We start from the raw sequence: 22,501 nt of genomic DNA, 5'->3' as shown, positions 1-22,501 counted from the left end.
CGGTGCGGGGTGCGGTCGCGGTGGTCATCGCGCCTCCTGACGTGAGCCGCGCAGCTGCACGACGTAGGCGATGACGGCGGTGATGACGCCCATGATGATGGCGATCGTGGCCGCGTAGTTGTACTGCTGGCCGGCGAACGAGAGGTTGTAGGCGTACATGTTCGGCGTGAAGAACGTCGAGATCGTGTTCGGGGCCAGCGGCTTGAGGATGTTGGGCTCGTTGAAGAGCTGGAAGCTGCCGATGATCGAGAAGATGGTCGCGATGACGATCGCGCCGCGCACGGCGGGGATCTTGATCGAGAAGATCGTGCGCCACGCGCCCGCTCCGTCGATGGATGCCGCTTCGTACAGCTCGGTGGGGATGGTCTTCAGCGACGAGTAGAAGATGAGCATGTTGTAGCCCACGAACTGCCAGGTCACGATGTTGCCGATCGACAGCAGCATCCACTCGGGGAGGAACGGCTGGACGTAGGTGCCGCCGAGCAGGTCGTTGAGGTTGCGCGTGAGGCCGAACTGGTCGCCGTAGATGTAGCCCCACATGAGCACCGCGACGACGGCGGGCACGGCGTAGGGCAGGAAGATCACGATGCGGTAGAAGCCGGCGGTGTGGAGGCGCGCGCTGTCGATCGCCAGGGCTGCGGCCAGGGCGAGCACCAGCATGATCGGCACCTGGACGACGAGGAAGGCCCCGACGCGGCCGAAGCCGTCCCAGAACTTCGGGTCGGCGAACGCGGTGACGTAGTTGTCGAGACCGACGAAGGCGTTGCCGCCGATGAGCTGATCGCGGAACAGGCTCAGGTAGATCGAGTACGCCAGCGGCGCGAGGAACACGAGCGCGAAGATCAGCGCGAAGGGGGCGACGAACAGCCAGCCCCGGTCGTCGATTCGTGCGCGCCGCTTGCGCCGCGGAGTGCGCAGGGCGGGCGGGGGTGCCGCGGTGGTCGTCATCGTCCGGTGCCTCTTCGTTGGTGCGCATCCCGGTCGGGTTGGCCGGGATGTTGACGTAAACATAACCCGACCGCGCTAGGGTGTCAACGTCAACATCCGAGGGGGCCGACATGAGCGAGACGACGACGACGTCGACCGCGATCCCGACGCGCGAACGCCGACGAGAGGTGTCGATGGCCGACGTGGCCGCGGCCGCCGGCGTGTCGGGACAGACCGTCTCGCGCGTCGCGAACGGACGCGCGAACGTCGACCCCGACACCCGCCAGCGCGTCCTGGACGCGATGGCCACGCTCGGCTACCGGCCCAACAGCGCCGCCCGCGCGCTGCGGTCGGGCCGGTTCCGCAGCATCGGCGTGATCATGTTCTCGCTCAGCTCGTACGGCAACACGCGCACCCTCGACGCTCTGGCGTCGGTCGCCGCGGCATCCGGTTACTCGATCACGCTCATCACCGTGCAGTCGGCGTCGCAGTCCGACGTGTCGGGGGCGTTCCTGCGCCTGCGCGAGCACGCGGTCGACGGCATCGTGATCCTCATCGAGACGCACCGGCTGGGCGAGAACGAGCTGTCGATCCCCTCGGGTCTTCCGGTCGTGGTCGTCGATTCGAGCGCTGATTACCCCTACGCCGTCGTGGACAACGACCAGGCGCAGGGGGCCCGGCTGGCGACCGAGCACCTGCTCGATCTGGGCCACGAGACGGTGTGGCACGTGTCGGGTCCGCCCGAGTCCTTCGCCGCCGAGCGTCGCCGCATCGCCTGGCGCGAGGCCCTCGAGGATCGGGGATGCCGCGTCCCCGCCGTGCAGATCGGCGACTGGACGGCCGAGTCGGGCCACCGCATCGGCGCCGAGCTGGCGGTGCGGCCCGAGGTGACCGCGGTGTTCGCGGCGAACGACCAGATGGCGCTCGGCGTCATCCGCGCCCTGCACGAGGCGGGGCGGGCGGTGCCCGGCCAGGTGAGCGTCGTGGGCTTCGACGACATGCCCGAGGCGGCCAACTTCTGGCCGCCACTGACCACCGTCCGCCAGCGCTTCCAACGCGTCGGCGAAGAGGCGATGAGCGCGTTGATCGCCGACATCGAGGGGCCGGGTGGCGAGCACGCCCGCACCCTCGTGCCGACGTCGCTCGTCGTCCGGGCGAGCTCCGGCCCGCGCTGAGCCGGGCCGCCGTCGTCCAGCCCCGGGACGGGTCGCGGCGCGCGGCGAGTGCGGAGCCGTGCTCGTGCGGTCGCCTCCCGCCCGGGCGGAGCTCGCGCCGACCGGGCATTGCGGCGGCGGTCGGCTCTCCCATAGGCTCGCTGTTGACGTCAACATGTTGACGTCAACACGCCCCCCCCACCGAGGTCGCGCCGATGCGACCGGATCGGAATGACGATGACGTCGATTCGACTGCTGTCGATGACCTGCGCCGTGGCCCTGGCCGCCGGCGCGCTCGGAGCCGCGGCCGCCGTGGCACCTTCTCCGGCCCAGGCGGCCGGGTCCGCGCCCGTGCGCATCACCCCCAATCCCGCCACCGCGTCCGAGAAACCCTTCGAAGGGTGGGGGACCAGCCTCGTCTGGTTCGCCAACGCGACCGGCGGCTATCCCGCCGACGTCCGGCAGAAGCTCTACGACGCCGTCTTCGGCGATGACGGGCTCAACCTCAACATCGCCCGGTACAACATCGGCGGCGGCAACGCCATCGACGTGCCCTCGTACGTGCGCCCGGGTGGAGCGGTGCCGGGATTCTGGAACCCCGACCTCGCCGCGAGCGACGCGAAGGGGCCGATCACCTCGACCTACGCCGATCGCGACCGCTACAAGGCGGCGTGGAATCCGGACGATCCCGCCTCGTTCGACTTCGACGCCGATGCCGGTCAGCGCTGGTGGCTCGACGCGCTGAAGGACAAGGTCACCCACTGGGAGGCGTTCAGCAACTCGCCGCCGTACTTCCTCACGCAGAGCGGCTACGCCTCGGGAGGCATCAACAACGCCACCAGCGAGCAACTCGCCCCGGCCGACATGGACAAGTTCGCCGGCTACCTCGTCACCGTCGTCGACGAGCTCGAGAAGAAGCACGGCATCACCTTCGACACGATCGATCCGTTCAACGAGCCCAACACCAACTACTGGTCGACGCAGATCCCCGACGGCGCGACCTGGCCGACCGGTGGACGTCAAGAGGGCGCTCACATCGGACCGCAGGCGCAGGACGCCATGGTCAAAGCGCTCGCGGCGCGTCTGGCGCAGCCGAGCACTACGACCGACGCCGTCATCTCGGCGATGGACGAGACCAACCCCGGCATCTTCGCCACCAACTGGAACGCGTGGTCGGCGCAGTCCAAGGCGCTCGTGGACCAGCTGAACGTCCACACCTACGGCACCGACGGGCGTCCGGTGGTCCGTGACATCGCCAAGGCCGCGGACAAGCCGCTCTGGATGAGCGAGGTCGAGGGCAACTGGACCGCGCAGGACAAGGGCTTCGTCACGAACGACATCGACAACGGCATCGGCATGGCGCAGCACATCGTGGGCGACCTGCGCGAGCTCGAGCCGGACGCGTGGGTGTTCTGGCAGCCCGTCGAAGACCTCTACAACATGGAGAAGGTCGAGAAGCTGAACTGGGGCAGCGTCTTCATCGATTTCGACTGCAACGCCGAGGGCGAGTCCGAGCGGCGGATCGCGGACGGCGAGGCCGACCCCTCGTGCAAGGTGCTGACCAACGAGAAGTTCAACACCGTGCGCAACTTCACCCACTTCATCACGCCCGGGGCGCACCTGATGGCGACCGACGACGCGCAGTCCACCGCGGCGCTCGACGCCGACGGCACGGGCGCGACCATCGTCCACGTCAACGCCGAGGACGCGGACCGCACCGTCGAGATCGACCTGCGCGACTTCGGTGCGATCGCTCCCGGGGCGACGGTCACCCCGATCGTGACGACCCAGTCGACCGTCGATGCGCCGTCCTCGAACGCGCTCGTGCGGGGAGAAGCGGTCGCCGTGGACACGGCATCCCGCACCGCCACCCTCACCATCCCCGCGAAGTCGGTCGTGACCTTCCAGATCGACGGGGTCTCGGGTGTCTCCGCCGACGCCGCCGCCTTCCGCGACGGGCAGACCGTTCAGCTGACGGGACTGCAGAGCGGCCTCGCCCTCGACGCGTCGTCGACCCTGGCCGTCCGGGCCCCGGCCACGACGGCCGAGGCTGCGCGCGCGCAGTCCTGGACCGTGCGCACGATCGACGGTGAGGGCACCAACCGGCACCGCTTCACGCTGCAGAGCGGCACGGGGAAGTTCCTGGCCTCACGGGGCGGCGGCACCGCGCTCGTCGACGCCGACCCGACCGCGGCGGCGGCCGACCCCTCCCTGCAGTGGATGGCATCCACCGTCGACGGCACGTACTACTCGGTCCTGAACGTCGCGGCCGAACGCGTGCTCGACGTCAACGGCGGCAGCTCCACGCCCGGGGCGGCGGTCGGTCTGTGGACGTCCAACGGCGGCGGCAACCAGCAGTGGCGCATCGCCGGAACGGCCGTGGTCGGCGCCGAGCCGGTCTCGGTCGCCACCGCTGCCGGCGTCACGCCGACGCTGCCCGAGACGGTCGCCCTGCGCTACGGCGGCTCGACGCTGCGCAGCGCCGCGGTGACGTGGCAGCTCGAGGGCGTGGACTTCTCGCGCCCCGGCACGGTCCAGGTACGCGGCACCGGCGCCGATCTGTTCGGAGCGTCCTTCGAAGTGACCGCGACGGTCGAGGTCGGCGCGTTCACCGCGACGCGGCCGGCGTCGGTCACCGTCCCCGCCGGCAGCGCCCTCGGCACCGTGCAGAAGCAGGCGGATGCCGAGGTCCAGGCCGAACTGCGCCCCTCGGGCGCGGGGTACGGGGTGCCCGTCGTGTGGAACTGGGACGGACTGAATGACGCGTCGTTCGCGGCACCGGGGACCGTCGAGGCCGCCGGCGTGGTGACGGCGCCCAGCGGCGAGAAACTGCCGGCGCGCCTGACGGTCATCGTCACGGCCGCCTCGGAGCACAACGGCGCCCCGCAGAGCCAGCCGACGGCGACGTTCACCGAGAGCGCGCAGTACGACGTCCGCAACACCATCAACGGCAGCATGACCGACAAGGGATGGTCGAACTGGCGTTCGGGCACGAAGAACGAGCAGGACACGCTGAGCTACCGTCTGACTCAGCGCGAGACGCTCACGCACGTCGACGTGCAGTTCTACCGCGACGGAGCGACCCTCAGCTGGCCCACCTCTATCCGGGTGGACCACCGTCTCGCCGACGGCGAGTGGGTGCAGGGCGCGGCCACGCCGGTTCCCGATCCCGCGAGCGGTGCGCCGCGCGTGAGCGTGCCGCTCACGGGTGCGGCCGACGAGGTGCGCGTGGTCATGACCGCGCGCCCGCAGACGCACATGATCGTGTCCGAGGTCGAGATCTACGCGGCCGCCCCCGCCCCCGCCGGCATCGCCGATCTGGCGCGGCTGACGGTCGGCGACGAGCCCGTCGCGGGCTTCGACCCCGACACCCTCGCGTACACGGTCACCTCCACCGGAGCGGCCTGGCCGAGCCTGCACGCGCTCGCCGTGGATGAGGACGCTCGCGTCGTCGTCAGGCATCCGGGCGCGACCGATCCGGCCGCACGTGCGGTCGGCGGCGTCGGCACGGTCGAGGTGACCGCCCCCGACGGGACGTCGCGCACGTACACGGTGACGGTGAACCGTGCCGTGGGCGTGGGTACTCCGGTCGTCACCGGAGAGCCGCGCGTCGGATCGACCGTGCGGGTCACGGCGACGACCGATCCCGCGGATGCCGTCCTGGCCTTCGCGTGGCTGCGCGACGGATCGCCGATCGACGGCGCCACGGCCGACGCCTACGTGCTGACCGCCGCGGACGCGGGCCGCGAGATCAGCGTTGCGGTGACGGCGACGGCATCCGGGTTCCAGGACGGTGCGAGCCGCTCGGGCGTGCTGGTCCCGGCCGCGGTGGTCGACCCGGGCACGGGTGGGTCGAACGGTGGCACTCCCGGCACGGGCGGTTCCGGCGGCGTGACCCCCGGCACGGGCACCCCGGGCGCGGGCGCCCCCGGGGCGGGGACCGGGACGGGAACGGGCGGGGGCGCCGGGGCGGGCACTCCGGGCGCGACCGACGCGGCCGGAAAGGCCTCGGGTCGGCCTCTCGCGGCGACGGGTCTGAACGCCGAGGGCGTGACGGCCACGGCGATCACCGCCCTCGTGCTGCTGCTGGCCGGTGCGGGAGCGCTGGCGCTGCGCCGCCGCCGCTCGCGGGTCTGAACGCCAGAGGGCCGCGTCGATCGCCGGAAGGCGACCGGCGCGGCCCCCGGCGTCGTCCTTCACCCGTTTGCACGTGCGTGCAAGCCCGTCTTTTCGGGACTCGGCGAGAGCACAATGGAACCCGTCCCAATAGACCCCACCGAGGAGACCCATGCACGTCAACGCCTACGCGGCGTCGTCCGCGACCTCACCCCTTGAGCCCACGACCATCGAGCGCCGCGAGGTCGGCCCGAAGGACGTCCTGATCGACATCGCCTACGCCGGCATCTGCCACTCCGACATCCACACCATCCGCGGCGAGTGGGGTGACGTCCCCTACCCCCTGACCGTCGGTCACGAGATCGTCGGCACGGTCGCCGAGGTCGGCTCCGAGGTCACCAGCCACAAGGTCGGCGATCGCGTCGGCGTCGGCTGCATGGTCAACTCGTGCCGCGAGTGCGAGAACTGCCGCGCCGGCGAGGAGCAGTACTGCGAGAAGGGCAACATCGGCACCTACGGCGCGAAGGACGTCGACGGGACCATCACCCAGGGCGGCTACAGCGAGAAGATCGTCGTCGACGAGCACTTCGTGCTGCGCGTTCCCGAGTCGATCCCCTATGACAAGGCCGCCCCGCTGCTGTGCGCCGGCATCACGACCTACTCGCCGCTGAACCACTGGAACGCCGGCCCCGGCAAGAAGGTCGCCGTCGTCGGCCTCGGCGGTCTAGGCCACATGGCCGTCAAGATCGCCCACGCCATGGGCGCCGAGGTCACGGTGCTCTCGCAGACGCTCAGCAAGAAGGACGACGGCCTGAAGATGGGCGCCGACCACTACTACGCGACGAAGGACGAAGAGACCTTCTCCACGTTGAAGAAGCACTTCGACCTCATCATCAACACCGTCAGCGCCCCGCTCGACCTCAAGCAGTACCTGGGTCTGCTCGCCCTGAACGGCACGATGGTCAACGTCGGAGCCCCGCCGGAGCCCCTGCCGATCCAGGTCTTCACGCTGTTCACCAACCGTCGTTCCTTCGCGGGTTCGTCGATCGGCGGCATCCGCGAGACCCAGGAGATGCTCGACTTCTGCGCCGAGAACGGCATCGCGCCCGAGACCGAGCTCATCTCGGCCGACCAGATCAACGAGGCCTACGAGCGCGTGCTGAAGAGCGACGTGCGCTACCGCTTCGTCATCGACGCGAAGACCTTCGCCCCCGCCTGATCCCCGTTCCGGCCCGGATGCCACGGCCCCGACGTTCCGCGGAGCGTCGGGGCCGCGGCATACCCGCCCCCCTCGCCGAGAAACGCCATCCGTGTTCACACACGCGGCGTTGCCGCGTGTTTCGCACGGATCGGCGTTTATCGGCGAGCACCGACCCGCGCGCGCCCGCGCCGTCGCGACCCCGGGCCCCCGGCGTCCCCGGCGCCCCCGGCGCCCCCGGCGCCCCGCACCCTCCGCGCCCCCCGCCCCGCGCCCCGTGCGCCCCCGCGCCCCCGCGCCCCGCGCCCCGCGCGCCGCGGGCGCACGCGAAAGCGGCGCCGCCCGCGATGGGCGACGCCGCTGAGAAGACCGTAGGTCAGGCCTCGCCGAGGGCGGCCGAAACCACCGCCCGCGCCTCTTCCTGCACCGCACGCAGGTGATCCTCGCCGCGCAGCGACTCGCCGTACAGCTTGTAGACGTCTTCGGTGCCCGAGGGGCGGGCGGCGAACCACGCCGACTCGGTCTGCACCTTCAGCCCGCCGATGGCGGCGCCGTTGCCGGGCGCGTGCGACAGCTTGGCGATGATCGGCTCACCGGCCAGCTCGGTGGCCGACACGGCATCCGGAGCCAGCTTGGACAGGGCCGACTTCTGCGCGGGCGACGCGGGCGCGTCGACGCGCTGGTACGCCGAGGCGCCGAACTCCGCCTCGAGCTCGGCGTAGCGCTGCGAGGGCGTCTTGCCGGTGACGGCGAAGATCTCGGCGGCGAGAAGGCAGAGCAGGATGCCGTCTTTGTCGGTGGTCCACACGGTGCCGTCCTTGCGCAGGAACGACGCTCCGGCCGATTCCTCACCGCCGAAGGCGACGGAGCCGTCGAGGAGCCCCGGCACGAACCACTTGAAGCCCACCGGCACCTCGAGCAGCGTCTTGCCGAGCGACGCGGCGACGCGGTCGATGATCATCGACGACACGAGCGTCTTGCCCACCGCCGCGTCGGCGGGCCAGTCCGGGCGGTGCGAGAAGAGGTAGTCGATCGCGACGGCGAGGTAGTGGTTGGGGTTCATCAGGCCGGCGTCGGGCGTGACGATGCCGTGGCGGTCCGCATCGGCGTCGTTGCCCGTGAGGATGTCGTACTCATCGCGCGCGGCGACGAGCGAGGCCATGGCCGACGGCGACGAGGGATCCATGCGGATCTTCTCGTCCCAGTCGAGCGTCATGAACTTCCACGTCGGGTCGACCTCGGGGTTCACGACCGTGAGGTCGAGGCCGTAGACCTCGGCGATGAGCGCCCAGTACTCCACCGACGCGCCCCCCAACGGGTCGGCGCCGATGCGCACGCCGGCGTTCCTGATCGCGTCTACGTCGATGATGGATGCCAGATCCCGCACGTACGCGTCGCGGAAGTCGTACTGGCCCAGGCTCTCGAGGTCGATGTCGGCGTGACGCGTACGCTTCACACCCTCGAGGCCGGCGGCGATGAGCTCGTTCGCGCGGTCGGCGATCCAGCCGGTGGCGTCGGTGTCGGCGGGGCCGCCATGCGGCGGGTTGTACTTGAAGCCGCCGTCGCGGGGTGGGTTGTGCGAGGGCGTGACGACGATGCCGTCGGAGCGGCCCGGGTCGTCGGTGGACAGGTTGCGGTTGTAGGTGAGGATCGCGTGGCTGAGCGCGGGGGTCGGCACCCACGAGTCGCGTGCGTCGACGCGCACGTCGACGCCGTTCGCGACCAGCACCTCGATGGCGCTGCGCTCGGCGGGCAGCGACAGCCCGTGGGTGTCGCGGCCCAGGAACAGCGGTCCGGTGATGCCCTGCGCGGCGCGGTAGTCCACGATCGCCTGGGTCGTGGCGAGGATGTGGTCCTCGTTGAAGCTGGTGCTCAGTGACGAACCGCGGTGACCGCTGGTGCCGAAGGCGACGCGCTGCTCGGGCACCGCGGCATCCGGTTTGCGGTCGTAATACGCGGCGATCAGTTCGTCGATGTCGATGAGATCGGATGCCTCGGCGGGCTGTCCTGCGCGACTGCTCATGCGCCCAGTCTGCCCGCTGTCCCCGACATGCGCACACGCCGTGACGCATTCCCGGCGAATCCGTCGGCGGGACGGCGGGGGGACGCGGCTAGGCTGAGCCGGTGCTGCCCGACACAGACAACGCCCCCGCTCGTCGCACCTACAGCTACCTCGGCCCCGCGGGCACGTTCACCGAAGCCGCTCTCGCCCAGGTTCCCGAGGCACGCGACCAGATCTGGCGGCCCGTGCGCAACGTCGGCGAAGCGTTGGCCGACGTCGTCGAGGGGCGATCGGATGCCGCGATGATCGCGATCGAGAACTCCGTCGACGGCGGGGTCTCGACCGCGCAGGACGCCCTGGCGACCGTGCCGGGGCTGCGCATCGTGGGCGAATACCTCGTCCCGGTGAACTTCGTGCTCGTCGGTCGTCCCGGCGCGACGCTCGAGGACGTCTCGCTCGTCGCCGCCCACCCGGTCGCGTACGGCCAGTGCCTGGGGTGGCTGAGCAAGAATCTGCCCGCGCACGCCCACCTGCCGGCCGAGAGCAACGTCGCCAGCGCCCTCGGCGTGCTGGATGGGACCAGTGCCGCGGATGCCGCTGTCGCCGCCCCCGGGATCGTCGCCCACCACGACGTCACCGTGCTGGCCGAGAGCATCGGCGACAACCCCAACGCCGTCACGCGCTTCGTGCTCGTCAGCCGCACGGTCGCGCCGGCACCCCCCACCGGGGCCGACAAGACCTCGCTCATCGTCGAGCTGCCCGAGGATCACCCGGGCGCGCTGCTGGAGCTGCTCGAGCAGTTCGCCACCCGGGGCATCAACCTGAGCCTGCTGGCATCCCGTCCCATCGGCGACGCCCTCGGGCGCTACCGCTTCGTGATCGACGCCGACGGGCACGTGCACGACGAGCGCATGGCCGACGCGCTGCTGGGCCTTCGGCGCTTCAGCCCGAAGGTCATCTTCCTCGGCTCGTATGCACGCGCGGACCGCGCGATCGTCCGGTACCCGCAGCGCTACAGCGACGACGTGTTCGTCGAGGCGCGCGACTGGTTGCGGGGTCTGCTGAGCGGCGAGCCCGAGGCCTGACCCTCGGACGCCTCGGCGACCGTGGGCGGGTATTTGCACCCGCCCACCCCTCTCAGGCCGCGACGGCCGCCTGCTGTGCGATCAGCTCGAGCGTCTGAATGCGTCCGTCCGCTCCCTCGCCGTCGTAGGCACCCGCCACCGGCGACACCATGATCTCGTCGACGCCGTGCTGGGCGGCGAAGGCGGCGAGCTGGCCCTGCACCTCGGGCCCCGAACCGACGAACCACTTCTGCCGCGTCGACGCCATGATCGACTCGGCCATCGCGTCGAACGGGTCGGCCTTCGCCTGCTCGATCGTCTCGAGCGGCACGAGGGGGCGGTTGGTGCGCAGGCGCGCCATCATGCGCAGCTGCGGAAGAGCGCGCTCCTCGGCCTCGTCGGTGGTGGGGGCGGCCACGACGTTCGCGGTGACGAAGGTGCGCGGGCCCTCGCCCGAGTCGTTGGGTACGAACTGGTCGCGGTACAGGTGCAGCGCGCGGTCCAGGCCCTCACCGGCGAAGTGGTTGGCGAAGACGTACGGCAGACCGAAGCTCGCTGCGAGCTGAGCCGAGTAATCGCTCGAACCCAGGAGCCAGACCTGCGGCATCCCGGTGGCGGCGGGGGTGGCCTTCACCTGGTACTCGGTGCCCGAGGTGAACCGCACGGTTGCGCCGTCGGGCGAGGTCAGCGCCATGATGTCGGTGACATGGTCGGGGAATCGCGAGACGTCGCTGGTCGTGCCCGAGCGGTTGAGCAGCTGCGTGATGACCGGGTCGCTGCCGGGTGCACGGCCGATGCCCAGGTCGATGCGACCGGGGGCCAGGGCTTCGAGGGCGGCGAACTGCTCGGCGACGATGAGCGGCGAGTGGTTGGGCAGCATGACACCGCCCGAGCCGACGCGGATGCGGCTCGTCCGCGCGGCCGCCGCGGCGATGAGGACCGGGGGAGTGGTGGATGCCACGGCCGGCATGTTGTGGTGCTCGGCGAACCAGTAGCGGCGGTAACCGAGGCGGTCGGCGTGCTCGACGAGATCGAGGGCCGCGCTCACCGCCTGCGCGCTGGTCTGCCCGTGACGCACGGGCACGAGGTCGAGAACGGAGAGGGAGGGGATCGCGTCGTTCACCCCTGGTACAACCGCCGCGGCGACGCGCGTATTCCGTTTCGCCCGGCGCGCAACCCCCGTGACGGCGCGCCCGGGGCGTTCTTATCGTGCCGCGCATGAACGAGCCGGGAACCGAGACGCAGACGCTGCTGGCCGTCGACGACGCGACGTACGTCCTCGCGCCCGAAGAGCAGGTGGGCGATCTCGTGCGCCGGATCGAGGCCGCCGTCCATGACGGCGGTCGGTTCGAGCGCTTCTCGGTGGCGGGCGGTCGGGAGGTACGGGTCCTCTTCGGCCGACACACCCGTGTGGTGCTGTCGGTCGAGGCGGGGGCGCACGGCGCGCACATCCCCGAGCCGCCTCCGAGCGACTGGGACGGCGGGTGAGGAACCGGCATCCATCCTCAGGTTTCTCCCAGGAAAACGCCGTGACGAATGGCCTCCTGCCCGCGTCTTCCCTCTGACATCGCGGGACACACGGTCCCGGTACGACGGAAGGAAGCACACATGGCTGACAACACCATCACGACCGGCACCCCCACCACGAAGGACGGCGGCTCGACCGTCATCGTCGACGCCGTCGTGGCGAAGGTCGCCGGCATCGCCGCGGCCGAGGTTCCCGGCGTCCACGCCCTCGGCGGCGGAGCGGCCCGCGTCATCGGCAACATCCGCCAGGCCGTGGGTTCGAAGGACTACGCCCAGGGCGTGAGCGTCGAGGTCGGCGAGACCGAGGTCGCCGCCGACATCGCCATCCAGGTCGACTACCCCGAGCAGCTGCAGCGCGTGGCCGGCAACGTCCGCAAGGCCGTGCACGAGGCCATCACCGAGCTCGTGGGCATGAAGGTCGCCGAGATCAACGTGACCGTGGTCGACGTCTTCATCCCGGGCGACGACGACGAGGACACCGTCGACGACTCGCGCGTCAACTGACCTCCGTCGAGAGGGGCGTCACCGTGAGGTGGCGCCCCTCTCGCGTGCGCGGGGCGGTCAGCCGCCGTGCCGCACGCGCGAGTAGGCGTCGAGCGCGCGCTTGCGCGTCTCTCCCAGATCGACCATCGGCTCGGGCGGATCGTCCCCGAGGTGTTCGGGCGCCCACTCCCGCACGTACGCATCGCGCGAATCGAACTTCTTGCGCTGCGTCTCGGGGTTGAAGACGCGGAAGTAGGGGGCGGCATCCGCTCCCGAACCGGCGACCCACTGCCAGTTGAACGGGTTGCTCGCCGCGTCCGCGTCGACCAGGCAATCCCAGAACCACTGTTCGCCGTGACGCCAGTCGATCAGCAGGTTCTTGATCAGGAAGGATGCCGTCACCATGCGCACCCGGTTGTGCATGACGCCGGTCTTCCACAGCTGACGCATCCCGGCATCCACGACCGCGACGCCGGTCTCGCCCCGCTGCCACTTCTCGAGGTGGGAACGATTCAGCCTCGGCCAGGGAAAGGCGTCGTACTCGCGACGCCAGTTCTTCGTCGCGATGTCCGGGGCGTGGAATGTCACGTGCCAGGCGAACTCGCGCCAGACGATTTCGGAGAGGAACCCCGCCGCGCTCTTCGCGTGCGCCCCCGAACCCCGGTGCTCGAGTGTGTCGTGCCATACCTGGTACGGGCTCAGCTCGCCCCAGCGCAGGCGGGGCGACAGGTTCGATGTCGCACCGCCGGCGAACTCGTCGCGGGAGGTCGAGTAGTCCCCGAGATCGTCGTCGAGGAACTCCTTCATGCGCGCCTTGGCGGCCGGCTCGCCGGGCTCCCACGTCTCGCGCAGGCCGCCGGCCCAGTCGGGCTTCGTGGGCAGCAGGCCCCAGGACGACAGGTCGTCGGAGTCGATGGATGCCGACAGCCCCGGCACCTTGCGCGCCTCGGGCAGCGGCGGTCGCGGCGCGGGCAGCTTCTGCACGGCGCGCGAGAACGGGCTGTACACGCCGTAGGGCTTGTCGCTCTGCGTGCGAACGGTCCAGGGCTCGTACAGCAGGTTCGCCGCGAACGATGCCACCGTCAGCCCGCCGTCGCGCAGCTTCTCTTTGATCGTCGCGTCGATCTCGCGCTCGACCCCGCCGTACCGGCGGTTCCAGAAGACCGCACCCGCGCCGATCTCATCGGCGACGGCAGGGACGACCTCGGCCGCCTTCCCCCGCCGCAGGACGAGCGACGAACCGCGCTCGACGAGGCGCTCGCCGAGCGAGGTGAGCGAGCCGTCGAGCCACCACCGGGCGGCTCCGCCGATCTCGCGGACGCCGTCGGACTCCTCGTCGAGCACATACAGCCCCACGATCGGCTCGTCGCGGTCGAGCGCGGCGCGCAGAGCGGGGTTGTCGGTGAGGCGGAGGTCGTCGCGGAACCACACGATCGAGGGCGTTGCCATTCCACGACGGTATCCACCGCGGCATCCGGTCGTCCGGGCTTGACACCCGCCCCGCCCGGCGCCGGGCAGGTCCGCGAGAGCGCAACCGTTCGGCGGAACCGCACCCGTTCGCCGACGGTCTGCACGAGGGAGTACGGTCTCGCGGCGCCTCCGCGCCCGATGCCGGACGTCAGAGCGTGGAGGTGTCGTGCCCCTTCGGCAGCGCCACGATGAGACCGCCCGGGACGATGCTGGTGTAGATCCGTGTGGCCTCACCGAACTCGTCGCCGTCCAGCTCGATCGGCTGCGCGGGCGACGTGGCCAGCTCGATGCCCGTCCCCCGCAGGTAACGCACCGAGGAGTCCTTGCGTCGCTCGAGCACCCGGCGCCCGGCGCGGAACCGGCGCAGCACCGAGTTGTCCCAGACGATCTTTCGCCACACGCCCAGCCAGCCCAGTACCCCGGTCGGCTGCAGGACGGCCACGTCGAGGCGACCGTCGGCGATCGAGGCGTCGGGGATCAGGGCGACACCGCCCTGAAGGGCCCCGCAGTTCGCGAAGAGCACGCTGTGCACCTTCGCGGAGTGCAGGCGGTGACCGTTCAGCTGGTACATCACGCGGAACGGCTTCGCCGCGACGAGGGAGCGGGCGGCGCCGTCGACGTATGCGACCCAGCCGACCTGCTTCTTCAGGTCGTCGCGCGTGTTCTGGATCATCGCCGCGTCCAGGCCCATGCCGGCCATGACCGAGAAACCGTGCTCCTCGACCGCGCCGTCCGCGCGTCGGATGCGGGCGAGCCCCGTGTCGATCGAATGGACGTCGCCCTCGAAGGTCGCGCGGATCATGGCGTCGGCGTCGTCGAGGGGCAGATTCATGTTGCGCGCCAGCAGGTTGCCCGTGCCGCTCGGCAGGATCGTCAGCGGCACGCCCGTGGAGGTGAGGGCCTCGGCGACCGCGCGGACGGTGCCGTCGCCTCCCGCCACGAGGATGGCATCCACCTTCTCGTCGAGGGCGGCGCGGGTGGCGTCGTCGCCGAGGTCGTCCACGGTCGTCTCGTAGAACAGCGGGTCGGCCCACCCCGCCTCGGCCGACATCGCGGCGACGCGGTTGCGCAGCGCCTCGGGCTCGACCTTCGTCGGGTTGTAGACCAGGGCCGCGCGCTTGTTCGGCGTGGTCTCGGCATCCATCGGTGCCTCATCGCCCTCGGCGTCGACGCGCTGCGCCTTGCCGGGGAGGTCGGCGGAGGAATCCGCGGGGACGTCCTCGGGCTGGTGGATGACGTCGTCGGGCTCGGCGGCGTCCTTCGGAGCGGGGACGTCCTTGCGCGGGTGGTCGGTGACGTCGTCGCCGAGGCGCGCGGCGTCGAACTGTTCGTGCGAGCCGTCCGCCGCCGCAGCGTCCGCCTTCACCTCGGCGGGGGCATCGGGGTGGACGGGTTCGGGGGACTCCGCGTCGTCACGCGGCTCGTCAGGGGCGGCCATGGCATCCACCATAGGACCGCGCCGAGCCCGCGAACCGGCGCGGGGGTGGGGTTGACGGGGCGGATGCCGAGCCCCAGAACGTCGAGGGATGTCGGACCCCGCGGCGCGGAGGCCACCGCGGGACTCGACCATAGGATGGACGCGTGATCGACCTGACTCTGCTGCGTGAAGATCCCGAGCTCGTGAAGCGCTCCCAGATCGCCCGCGGGGAGTCGCCGGATTCGGTGGACGCCGCCCTCGCCGCCGACCGCGACCGCCGCGCCGCCCTCACCGCCTTCGAAGAGCTGCGTGCCGCGCAGAACGCGCACGGCAAGCGCGTCGCCCAGGCGCCCAAGGACGAGAAGGCCGCGCTCGTCGCCGAGGCCAAGCAGCTGAGCGAGAGGGTCAAGTCCGCTCAGCACGCGGCGACCGAGGCCGAGGCCGCCGCCGATGCCGCCCTGTCGAAGATCGAGAACATCGTGCTCGAGGGCGTGCCCGCCGGTGGTGAAGAGGACTTCATCACCCTGCGCACCCACGGCGATGTGCCCGCCTATGACTTCACCCCGCGCGACCACCTCGAGATCGGCGAGCTGCTCGGCGCGATCGACATGGAGCGGGGCACCAAGGTGTCCGGCAGCCGCTTCTACTTCCTCACCGGCATCGGCGCGCGACTCGAACTCGCGCTGATGACCCTCGCCCTCGACCGGGCGCTGCAGGCCGGGTTCACCCCGATGATCCCGCCGACACTCGTTCGTCCCGAGGTCATGCGCGGAACCGGCTTCCTCGGTCAGCACGCCGACGAGGTCTACCACCTCGACAAAGAAGACCTGTACCTCGTCGGCACGAGCGAGGTCCCCCTCGCCGGGTATCACATGGACGAGATCCTCGACCTCGAGCGGGGCGCCAAGCGCTACGCCGGATGGTCCACCTGCTATCGCAGCGAGGCCGGCTCGTACGGCAAGGACACCCGCGGCATCATCCGCGTGCACCAATTCAACAAGCTCGAGATGTTCGTCTACACCGACCCCGCGGATGCCGAGGCCGAGCACGAGCGACTCGTCGCCATGCAGGAGGGCATGCTCCAGGACCTGGGGCTGGCGTACCGGGTGATCGATGTCGCCGCCGGCGACCTGGGCTCGAGCGCCGCGCGCAAGTTCGACATCGAGGCATGGGTCCCCACCCAGGACGCGTACCGCGAGCTGACCAGCACCTCGAACTGCACCACGTACCAGGCGCGCCGGCTCGAGACGCGGTTCCGCCCGGCCGACGGCGGCAAGACGCAGCCGGTGGCGACGCTGAACGGCACGCTGGCGACCACGCGCTGGATCGTGGCGCTGCTCGAGACGCACCAGCGCGCCGACGGCTCGGTCGTCGTCCCCGAGGTGTTGCGGCCGTACCTGGGCGGGCTCGAGGTCATGGAGCCCGTCGCGTGACCCGCGAGGCCGCCCTTCCCGAAACCGGTGACGTCGAGAGCGCGCCGCAGCAGGAGGCGGCCGACGTCGTCGCCTCGCTGGCCGACGACGCCCCCGGCGGGCGCATGCTCATCGCGCTCGACATCGACGGAACCGTCCTGCTCGAGGACGACACGCTCAGCCCGGGCGTGGTCGAGGCGGTGGCGGGCGCGCAGGCGGCGGGCCACGAGGTGATGCTGGCCACCGGGCGCAGCTGGGACAACACCCACACGATCATGGACCGCCTCGGCATCCGCCCCGAGTACGCCGTGTGCTCGAACGGCGCGATCGTGATGCGCCGCGACGGCGACCACGGTGACTACGCCCGCGCCCACGTCGAGACGTTCGACCCGACCGAGGTGCTCACGCTCCTCGGCGAGCATCTGCCCGACGCGCATTTCCTCGTCGAACTCCCCGACGGCACGCGGCTGTTCACCGACTACCTCGACGACTGGAACCTCGAACAGGCCGACAGGGTCGAGTTCGACGAGCTGTCGGCGCAGCCCGTGTGCCGCGTGGTGGTGGTGGCTCCCGAGCAGACCGATCAAGACTTCCTCGAGCTCGTGGAACGCATCGGTCTGTCGCAGGTCTCCTACGCGATCGGGTGGACGGCGTGGCTCGACATCGCCCCCCAGGGCGTCGACAAGTCCACCGCGCTCGAGCTCGTGCGCGGTCGGCTCGGCATCGCCCCCGCGCGGGTGCTCGTCATGGGCGACGGTCGCAACGACATCGAGATGATGCAGTGGGCGGTGCGCAACGGCGGCCGCGCGATCGCGATGCATCAGGGTCCGCCCGAGGTGCACGCGGCCGCGGGCGAGGTCGGGCTGTCGGTGACCGAGGGCGGCGTGGCCGCGGTCCTCCGCGCGCTCTGACACCGTCTTCTTCGGCGCCCGGGTCGCGCGGTGGTCAGCGCCCCCAGGCCGCGCGCACCGCGGTGCGCAGCGTCTGCACATCGGTGCGGTCCAGCGACCCCCGCGCACGCTCGAAGGCCGCGCGGGCGGCGGCGCGGAACACCTCCGCCTCGGCGGGAGCGGATGCCGCGAGCGACGCCAGACACTTCTGCAGCCGCAGGTGCACCTCGATGTTCGACGCGCCGTCGCGCGCGAGCGGTCGGAAGGCGTCGTTCACGAGGTCTTCGAGCCGCGGCGCACGGACGTATACGCGCTCGCTCTCGACCTCGGGGGAGGTGCGGACACGCAACCCCCGGGTCAGCACCCGCTGCAGGGCGGCGATGACCTCGATCGCCGTGCCCGGGTCGTTGACCCCGGGAGACAGGGCGCGACTGCCGATCTCGGCCAGGGCGATCACCCCGAAACGCGGGTCCTGTTCGTACGTGCGGTGGTGCTCGACGCGGAAAGCGCGTCGCACGCCCGCCCGCAGGTCGTCGTCGACCGACCCCGAGATCGAGACCAGCGGCGTGCGCGCGTCGGCGATGCGCCCCGGGGTCGCCCGGACATGGATCTCGAGATCGTGCTCGCGCGCGAGACGGTTCAATCCCGCCACGTCGACGTGGGTGACGTAGCCGACCTCCGCGGCGTGCACGTCGACGCCGCCCCCCGGGGGCGACACGGCGGGGCGGGCGCCGAGGGTGGGCGCCTCGGCGTGCACCTCGAGCGCCACGGTGGCGGCCTTCTCGACGCGGTCGATCACGTCGGCCATGCGCCCGAAGGTCGCGAGGTGCGAGATCCACCGCAGCAGTGTCACCACGACGATGCCGATGATCACCAGGGTCGCGACGAAGAGGATCGTGCGCCCCTGGCTCTGGTAGTAGCCGGTGGAGAGGGCGACGATCCCCACGAGCGAGTACGCGAACGCGCCGACGAACGTCGAGACGGCGTTCTGCGAGGTCGGGTCGGCGATGAGCAACTGCGTCGACCGGGGGGTCGCCATCGTCGTCGCCGACGAGAAGGCCGTGACCATCGCCGTCACCGAGAACGTGCTCGCCGTGAGCATCGCGGTGGCGATGATCTGCAGCAGCGAGTCGACGGAGTTCTCGGCGAGGTCGATGCTGAACGAGAACGGCAGCAGCGGGCCGATGAACCGCGCCGCCAGCGCGACGACGATCGCGACGAGGGTGAAGATGGCTGCGCGCACCCACACCTGCCGTCCGAGACGGAGGAAGAAGGATGCCAGAGAGCTGCGCGTCGACGTGGCCATCCCGCCGACGATAGCCGCCCGAGCGAGGTGCTCACCGGGGCTGGACGCGCGCCGCCGGACCGGTCGGTAGACTCGTCGCGTCCGGGAGGGTTGTCCGAGCGGCCGATGGACCTGGTCTTGAAAACCAGTGGGCAGCGATGTCCCGTGGGTTCGAATCCCACACCCTCCGCCATCAGGGAGCGGGCCCCGCGGGGTCCGCTCCCTGACGCGGTCTCCGCGTGCCGCCGGTGCGTCCGCGCCGCGCCGACGGGTGAAAAGCCCGGGCCTCACGGCATTCACAGCGCCGGGTCTCTAATATGGCTCCGACCTCGGGCCTCGCCGCACGGGTCGACGCGTCGCCGGGCCGGCGGCATCCGTCACGGAAGGACCCGAGTGAGAACGAACATCACCCCGCGCCGTCAACGGACGGTCGCGCGCCACGGGCGGCTGTCGTCCCCCGGGCCCGCCGCGCAACTCCTGCGCGGCCTCGCGATCCTCCTCGCCGTGGTGCTCGTGTCGGGAGGAGCCGTCCTGGCCTACGCCGCCGTCGACCTGACGCGCAGTTTCACGGCCGATGCGGTGGAGCTGAAGGGGCAGCCCGCGGTTCCGCCGGATCTCGGCGAGCTCCAGGGGGGCGTCAACATGCTGCTCGTGGGCACCGACGAGTGCGAACCGTCGTTCGCGCAGTATTTCGGCGACCGCTGCACGGGCCCCGACTCCGAGGGCACGCTGAACGACGTCAACATGCTCGTCCACATCTCCGACGCCCCGCGACGCGTCACGGTCATCTCGTTCCCCCGCGACCTCATGGTTCCGATCCCGGCGTGCACCGATGCCGACGGCGTCGAGCATTCCGCGATGCGCAAGCAGCAGGTCAACAGCGCCTTCATGTACGGCGGTCTGTCGTGCGTCGTGCAGACCGTGTCGGAGCTGAGCGGACTCGAGATCCCCTTCGCGGCCAAGGTCAGCTTCGGCGGGGTGATCAACATCACCGACGCGATCGGCGGCGTCGACGTCTGCATCGCCAACGGCATCCAGGACCCGTACACCGGCATCGACTGGCCGGCCGGCATGCGCGAGGTGAAGGGGCTGGACGCCCTGCAGTTCCTGCGCACCCGTCATGGTGTGGGCGACGGCGGCGACCTGGGCCGGATCTCCAACCAGCAGCAGTACATGTCGCGCCTGGCCAACAAGCTGAAGAGCCAAGAGGTGCTGTCCAACCCCGCGACGCTGTACAAGCTCGCCTCGACGGCCTTGCGCAACGTCGACCCGTCGACCTCGCTGACCAATCCGCTGACGCTCGTGCAGATCGCATCCGCGGTCAAGGACGTCCCCTTCAGCGAGATCGTCTTCATCCAGTACCCGACGTACACCGACCCCGACAACTCCAACCGTGTGGTGCCCGACGACGAGGACGCCGACATCCTGTGGGCGGCCCTCGCGGCGAACCAGCCCCTCGAACTGTCCGGTGGGCTCAGCGACGGTGACGGCGTGATCGTCGACGAGAGCGCGACCCCGGCACCGTCCGAGACGCCCGCCCCCGTCGAGACGGCCGCTCCCGCGCCGTCCGAGTCGGCAGAGCCCACCCCCGCCCCCACCTCGGGCGCCGTGGTCCTGCCCGACGGCATCGCCGGTCAGACCGCCGCCCAGGCGACCTGCTCGAACGGCAACGTGCGCTGAGGCGATCCGCCCGGTATCCGATCTCGGTTTCGGATGCCGGGCGGCATCCGGTTAGTATGGACCGGTGTGCTCGTGCGGTCAGCGCGATCACCTGGAGACGTCGCATAGTCAGGCCTAGTGCACCACCCTGCTAAGGTGGAGTCCCCGTAAGGGGACCGAGGGTTCAAATCCCTCCGTCTCCGCCGAAATAGCCCCGGTTCGCCGGGGCTTTTCGCGTCCCGCGGCCGTCAGCGCGGCCGGACCTCCAGGCCGTCGAGGCCCGGCATCCCGAACCAGGAACGCCCCTCGCCCCTGTCGACGATGGTCAGCAGGACGCCGTCGCAGCCGCGGCAGCGCGCCACCATGCCCATGTCGCTCGCGAACACGACGACGTTCGCGAGGACGCCGCGCGCCCCGCAGCGGCGACAGCGGGCGGCGGAGGCGGTGGCATCCCCTCCGAGGAGGTCGTCGAGCCGCCCGGCGAGGACGTTGCCGTCGAGAACACCCATCACGAACCTCCGAACCTCTCGGTGCGCACGCGCGCGGGATCGTGGCCGTCCGCCAGCAGCCACTGGGAGACAGCCTCGACGAACGGGGTCGGGCCGCAGACGTACACGCGTGGTCCACGCTCGGCCGGCAGGGCGAGAGCGCGCAGGCGTTCCGGAGTCAACCGCCCCACGGGGGTGGGGGAGTCGGGCGGTGATGTCCGGGTGAAGACGACGTCGAGATCGATCGAGGTCGCGAGCGCCCGCAGCTCCTCTGCGAAGAACACGTCGCCCGGAGACCGCACCGAGTACAACAGGCGGAACTCCGTCGCGTCCGCCGCCTCGACGTGCGCGGATGCCATCGCGAACAGCGGGACCACCCCCGAACCGCCCGCGATCAACTGCACGGGCGCGGGGTCGTCCGACGGCGTCCACACGAAGAAGGCTCCCAGTGGGCCGTGCACCTCGAGGCGGTCTCCATCGCGCAGCTCGTGGACGAGGAAGGGCGACACCTCGCCGTCGGGGACCTCGTCGACCGCGAGCAGGATCCGCGTGCCCTCGCCCGACGAGGCGACCGAGTACGACCGGCTCGCCTGGTACCCGTCCGGCGCGGTCAACCGCACGTCGAGGTGCGCCCCCGCGTCGTTGCCCGGCCACGTGGGCACGTCCAGTTCGATCCGGCGGGCGGTGGTCGTCTCGGGGCGCGTTCCGACGACGGTCGCCGTGTGCCAGGATGCCGTCCGGCTGCTCACCCGTAGCGTTCCTCGCGCCAGGGGTCGCCGTGCAGGTGGTAGCCGTTCTGCTCCCAGAAGCCGGGCTTGTCGGTGGGCATGGTGACCAGGCCCTGCACCCACTTGGCGCTCTTCCAGAAGTACAGGTGCGGCACGAGCAGTCGGGCGGGTCCACCGTGCTCGGGGGTGAGCGGGGCGCCGTCGGCCTCGAAGGCGATCCAGCTCCTGCCACCGAGCAGGTCGTCGAGAGCGAGGTTCGTGGTGTACCCGCCGAAGGAGTGCACCATCGCGTAGCGGTGGTCGGTGTCGACCTGGGCGAACAGTCGATCCAGCGACACCCCGCGCCACGGCATGCCGAACCGTGTCCAGTGGGTGACGCAGTGGATGTCGACGGTGATGTCCTCCACGCCCAGAGCTTCGAGGTCGGCGCGGGTCCACCGGTGCACGCCGTTCTCGGTGCCGATGACGAACTCCCAGGTGTCCGCGGCGACGGCCGGGGTCGGGCCCGCCGAGAGCACCGGCCAATCACTCACCGACGTCTGGCCGGGCGGCAGCCTCGGGTCGCGCTCGCGGCGGCGGCCCGAGAACCCGCGGGTGATGAACGACATGGCATCCCCTTCACTCGATCGGAGCGGTGGCTTCACCCTAGCGACGGTCGGTCCCGCCTCGACAGGGAGGGAT

At 70.9% G+C, this 22,501-nt stretch carries 18 protein-coding genes and 2 tRNA genes; 11 read left to right on the top strand and 9 right to left on the bottom strand.

All coding sequences use genetic code 11. The features are described from left to right. Positions 1-24 precede the first annotated feature (24 nt). Positions 25-948 (bottom strand): carbohydrate ABC transporter permease, encoded by a 924-nt coding sequence (locus ACIPVB_RS00195; RefSeq protein WP_400365894.1) that lies wholly within the window; start codon positions 946-948, stop codon positions 25-27. A gap of 110 nt (positions 949-1,058) precedes the next feature. Here ACIPVB_RS00195 and ACIPVB_RS00190 point away from each other — a divergent pair, with 110 nt between their 5' ends. The 3 genes from ACIPVB_RS00190 (at position 1,059) to ACIPVB_RS00180 (ending at position 7,416) form a co-directional block, all read left to right on the top strand. Next, entirely contained in the window at positions 1,059-2,102 is a 1,044-nt protein-coding gene (locus ACIPVB_RS00190) for a LacI family DNA-binding transcriptional regulator (protein ID WP_400365893.1), read from the top strand. A gap of 216 nt (positions 2,103-2,318) precedes the next feature. Continuing rightward, on the top strand, positions 2,319-6,218 hold the full coding sequence (locus ACIPVB_RS00185; protein ID WP_400365891.1) for a glycoside hydrolase: 3,900 nt from the start codon (positions 2,319-2,321) through the stop codon (positions 6,216-6,218). Between the two features lie 151 nt (positions 6,219-6,369). Next, entirely contained in the window at positions 6,370-7,416 is a 1,047-nt protein-coding gene (locus tag ACIPVB_RS00180; protein ID WP_400365889.1) for an NAD(P)-dependent alcohol dehydrogenase, read from the top strand. A gap of 355 nt (positions 7,417-7,771) precedes the next feature. Here the strand turns inward: ACIPVB_RS00180 and pgm are convergent, their stop codons facing one another. After that, entirely contained in the window at positions 7,772-9,418 is a 1,647-nt protein-coding gene (pgm, locus tag ACIPVB_RS00175) for a phosphoglucomutase (alpha-D-glucose-1,6-bisphosphate-dependent) (protein WP_400365887.1), read from the bottom strand. A gap of 101 nt (positions 9,419-9,519) precedes the next feature. Between pgm and pheA the strand changes: the two genes are divergently transcribed. Continuing rightward, positions 9,520-10,482, top strand: a complete 963-nt coding sequence (pheA, locus tag ACIPVB_RS00170; protein WP_400365886.1) for a prephenate dehydratase — start codon at positions 9,520-9,522, stop codon at positions 10,480-10,482. 52 nt (positions 10,483-10,534) lie between these two features. Here the strand turns inward: pheA and ACIPVB_RS00165 are convergent, their stop codons facing one another. Next, complete coding sequence (locus tag ACIPVB_RS00165; RefSeq protein WP_400365884.1) at positions 10,535-11,584, bottom strand: LLM class flavin-dependent oxidoreductase; 1,050 nt, start codon at positions 11,582-11,584, stop codon at positions 10,535-10,537. Positions 11,585-11,679: 95 nt separating this feature from the next. Between ACIPVB_RS00165 and ACIPVB_RS00160 the strand changes: the two genes are divergently transcribed. Both ACIPVB_RS00160 and ACIPVB_RS00155 read left to right on the top strand, forming a co-directional pair. Further along, positions 11,680-11,949 carry a hypothetical protein gene (locus tag ACIPVB_RS00160; RefSeq protein WP_400365882.1) on the top strand — a complete coding sequence of 90 codons (270 nt, stop codon included), beginning with the start codon at positions 11,680-11,682 and terminating at the stop codon, positions 11,947-11,949. 120 nt (positions 11,950-12,069) lie between these two features. After that, positions 12,070-12,492, top strand: a complete 423-nt coding sequence (locus tag ACIPVB_RS00155) for an Asp23/Gls24 family envelope stress response protein (protein WP_400365880.1) — start codon at positions 12,070-12,072, stop codon at positions 12,490-12,492. A gap of 57 nt (positions 12,493-12,549) precedes the next feature. Here ACIPVB_RS00155 and ACIPVB_RS00150 read toward each other — a convergent pair whose 3' ends face one another. Both ACIPVB_RS00150 and ACIPVB_RS00145 read right to left on the bottom strand, forming a co-directional pair. Further along, positions 12,550-13,920, bottom strand: coding sequence for a cryptochrome/photolyase family protein (locus tag ACIPVB_RS00150; RefSeq protein ID WP_400365878.1), 1,371 nt, complete (start codon positions 13,918-13,920; stop codon positions 12,550-12,552). A 169-nt stretch (positions 13,921-14,089) separates the two neighbouring features. Further along, positions 14,090-15,379 (bottom strand): diacylglycerol/lipid kinase family protein, encoded by a 1,290-nt coding sequence (locus ACIPVB_RS00145; protein WP_400365876.1) that lies wholly within the window; start codon positions 15,377-15,379, stop codon positions 14,090-14,092. 143 nt (positions 15,380-15,522) lie between these two features. Between ACIPVB_RS00145 and serS the strand changes: the two genes are divergently transcribed. Beyond that, positions 15,523-16,791 (top strand): serine--tRNA ligase, encoded by a 1,269-nt coding sequence (gene serS / locus ACIPVB_RS00140; RefSeq protein ID WP_400365875.1) that lies wholly within the window; start codon positions 15,523-15,525, stop codon positions 16,789-16,791. After that, positions 16,788-17,681, top strand: coding sequence for an HAD family hydrolase (locus tag ACIPVB_RS00135; RefSeq protein ID WP_400365873.1), 894 nt, complete (start codon positions 16,788-16,790; stop codon positions 17,679-17,681). Before serS ends, ACIPVB_RS00135 begins: the two co-directional genes overlap by 4 nt. 34 nt (positions 17,682-17,715) lie before the next feature. Here the strand turns inward: ACIPVB_RS00135 and ACIPVB_RS00130 are convergent, their stop codons facing one another. After that, positions 17,716-18,966 carry a DUF2254 domain-containing protein gene (locus ACIPVB_RS00130; RefSeq protein ID WP_400365871.1) on the bottom strand — a complete coding sequence of 417 codons (1,251 nt, stop codon included), beginning with the start codon at positions 18,964-18,966 and terminating at the stop codon, positions 17,716-17,718. A gap of 84 nt (positions 18,967-19,050) precedes the next feature. Between ACIPVB_RS00130 and ACIPVB_RS00125 the strand changes: the two genes are divergently transcribed. The 3 genes from ACIPVB_RS00125 to ACIPVB_RS00115 all read left to right on the top strand — a co-directional run bounded on the left by ACIPVB_RS00125 (position 19,051) and on the right by ACIPVB_RS00115 (position 20,807). Then, a tRNA-Ser gene (locus ACIPVB_RS00125) sits at positions 19,051-19,138 on the top strand. A 200-nt stretch (positions 19,139-19,338) separates the two neighbouring features. After that, complete coding sequence (locus ACIPVB_RS00120) at positions 19,339-20,625, top strand: LCP family protein (protein WP_400365869.1); 1,287 nt, start codon at positions 19,339-19,341, stop codon at positions 20,623-20,625. A 93-nt stretch (positions 20,626-20,718) separates the two neighbouring features. Then, positions 20,719-20,807 (top strand) — tRNA-Ser (locus tag ACIPVB_RS00115). A 45-nt stretch (positions 20,808-20,852) separates the two neighbouring features. Here the strand turns inward: ACIPVB_RS00115 and ACIPVB_RS00110 are convergent. From ACIPVB_RS00110 to ACIPVB_RS00100, 3 genes are read right to left on the bottom strand one after another with little or no spacing between them, the layout of a single operon-like run. After that, on the bottom strand, positions 20,853-21,113 hold the full coding sequence (locus ACIPVB_RS00110; RefSeq protein WP_400365867.1) for a DUF6510 family protein: 261 nt from the start codon (positions 21,111-21,113) through the stop codon (positions 20,853-20,855). Next, a complete protein-coding gene (locus ACIPVB_RS00105; RefSeq protein ID WP_400365865.1) occupies positions 21,113-21,841 on the bottom strand; it encodes an FAD-binding oxidoreductase in 729 nt (242 codons plus the stop codon). The genes ACIPVB_RS00110 and ACIPVB_RS00105 overlap by 1 nt, the downstream gene beginning before the upstream one ends. After that, positions 21,838-22,428: a molybdopterin-dependent oxidoreductase gene (locus ACIPVB_RS00100; RefSeq protein ID WP_400365863.1), complete on the bottom strand. Its 591-nt coding sequence runs from the start codon at positions 22,426-22,428 to the stop codon at positions 21,838-21,840. Before ACIPVB_RS00100 ends, ACIPVB_RS00105 begins: the two co-directional genes overlap by 4 nt. Positions 22,429-22,501: the final 73 nt, after the last annotated feature.

The sequence above is a fragment of the Microbacterium sp. NPDC090007 genome (assembly GCF_044748345.1).
In the GTDB taxonomy this organism is placed as follows: Bacteria; Actinomycetota; Actinomycetes; order Actinomycetales; family Microbacteriaceae; genus Microbacterium.
The sequence above is the reverse complement of the archived record's forward strand: the minus strand, read 5'-3'. Positions and strand labels throughout refer to the sequence as shown.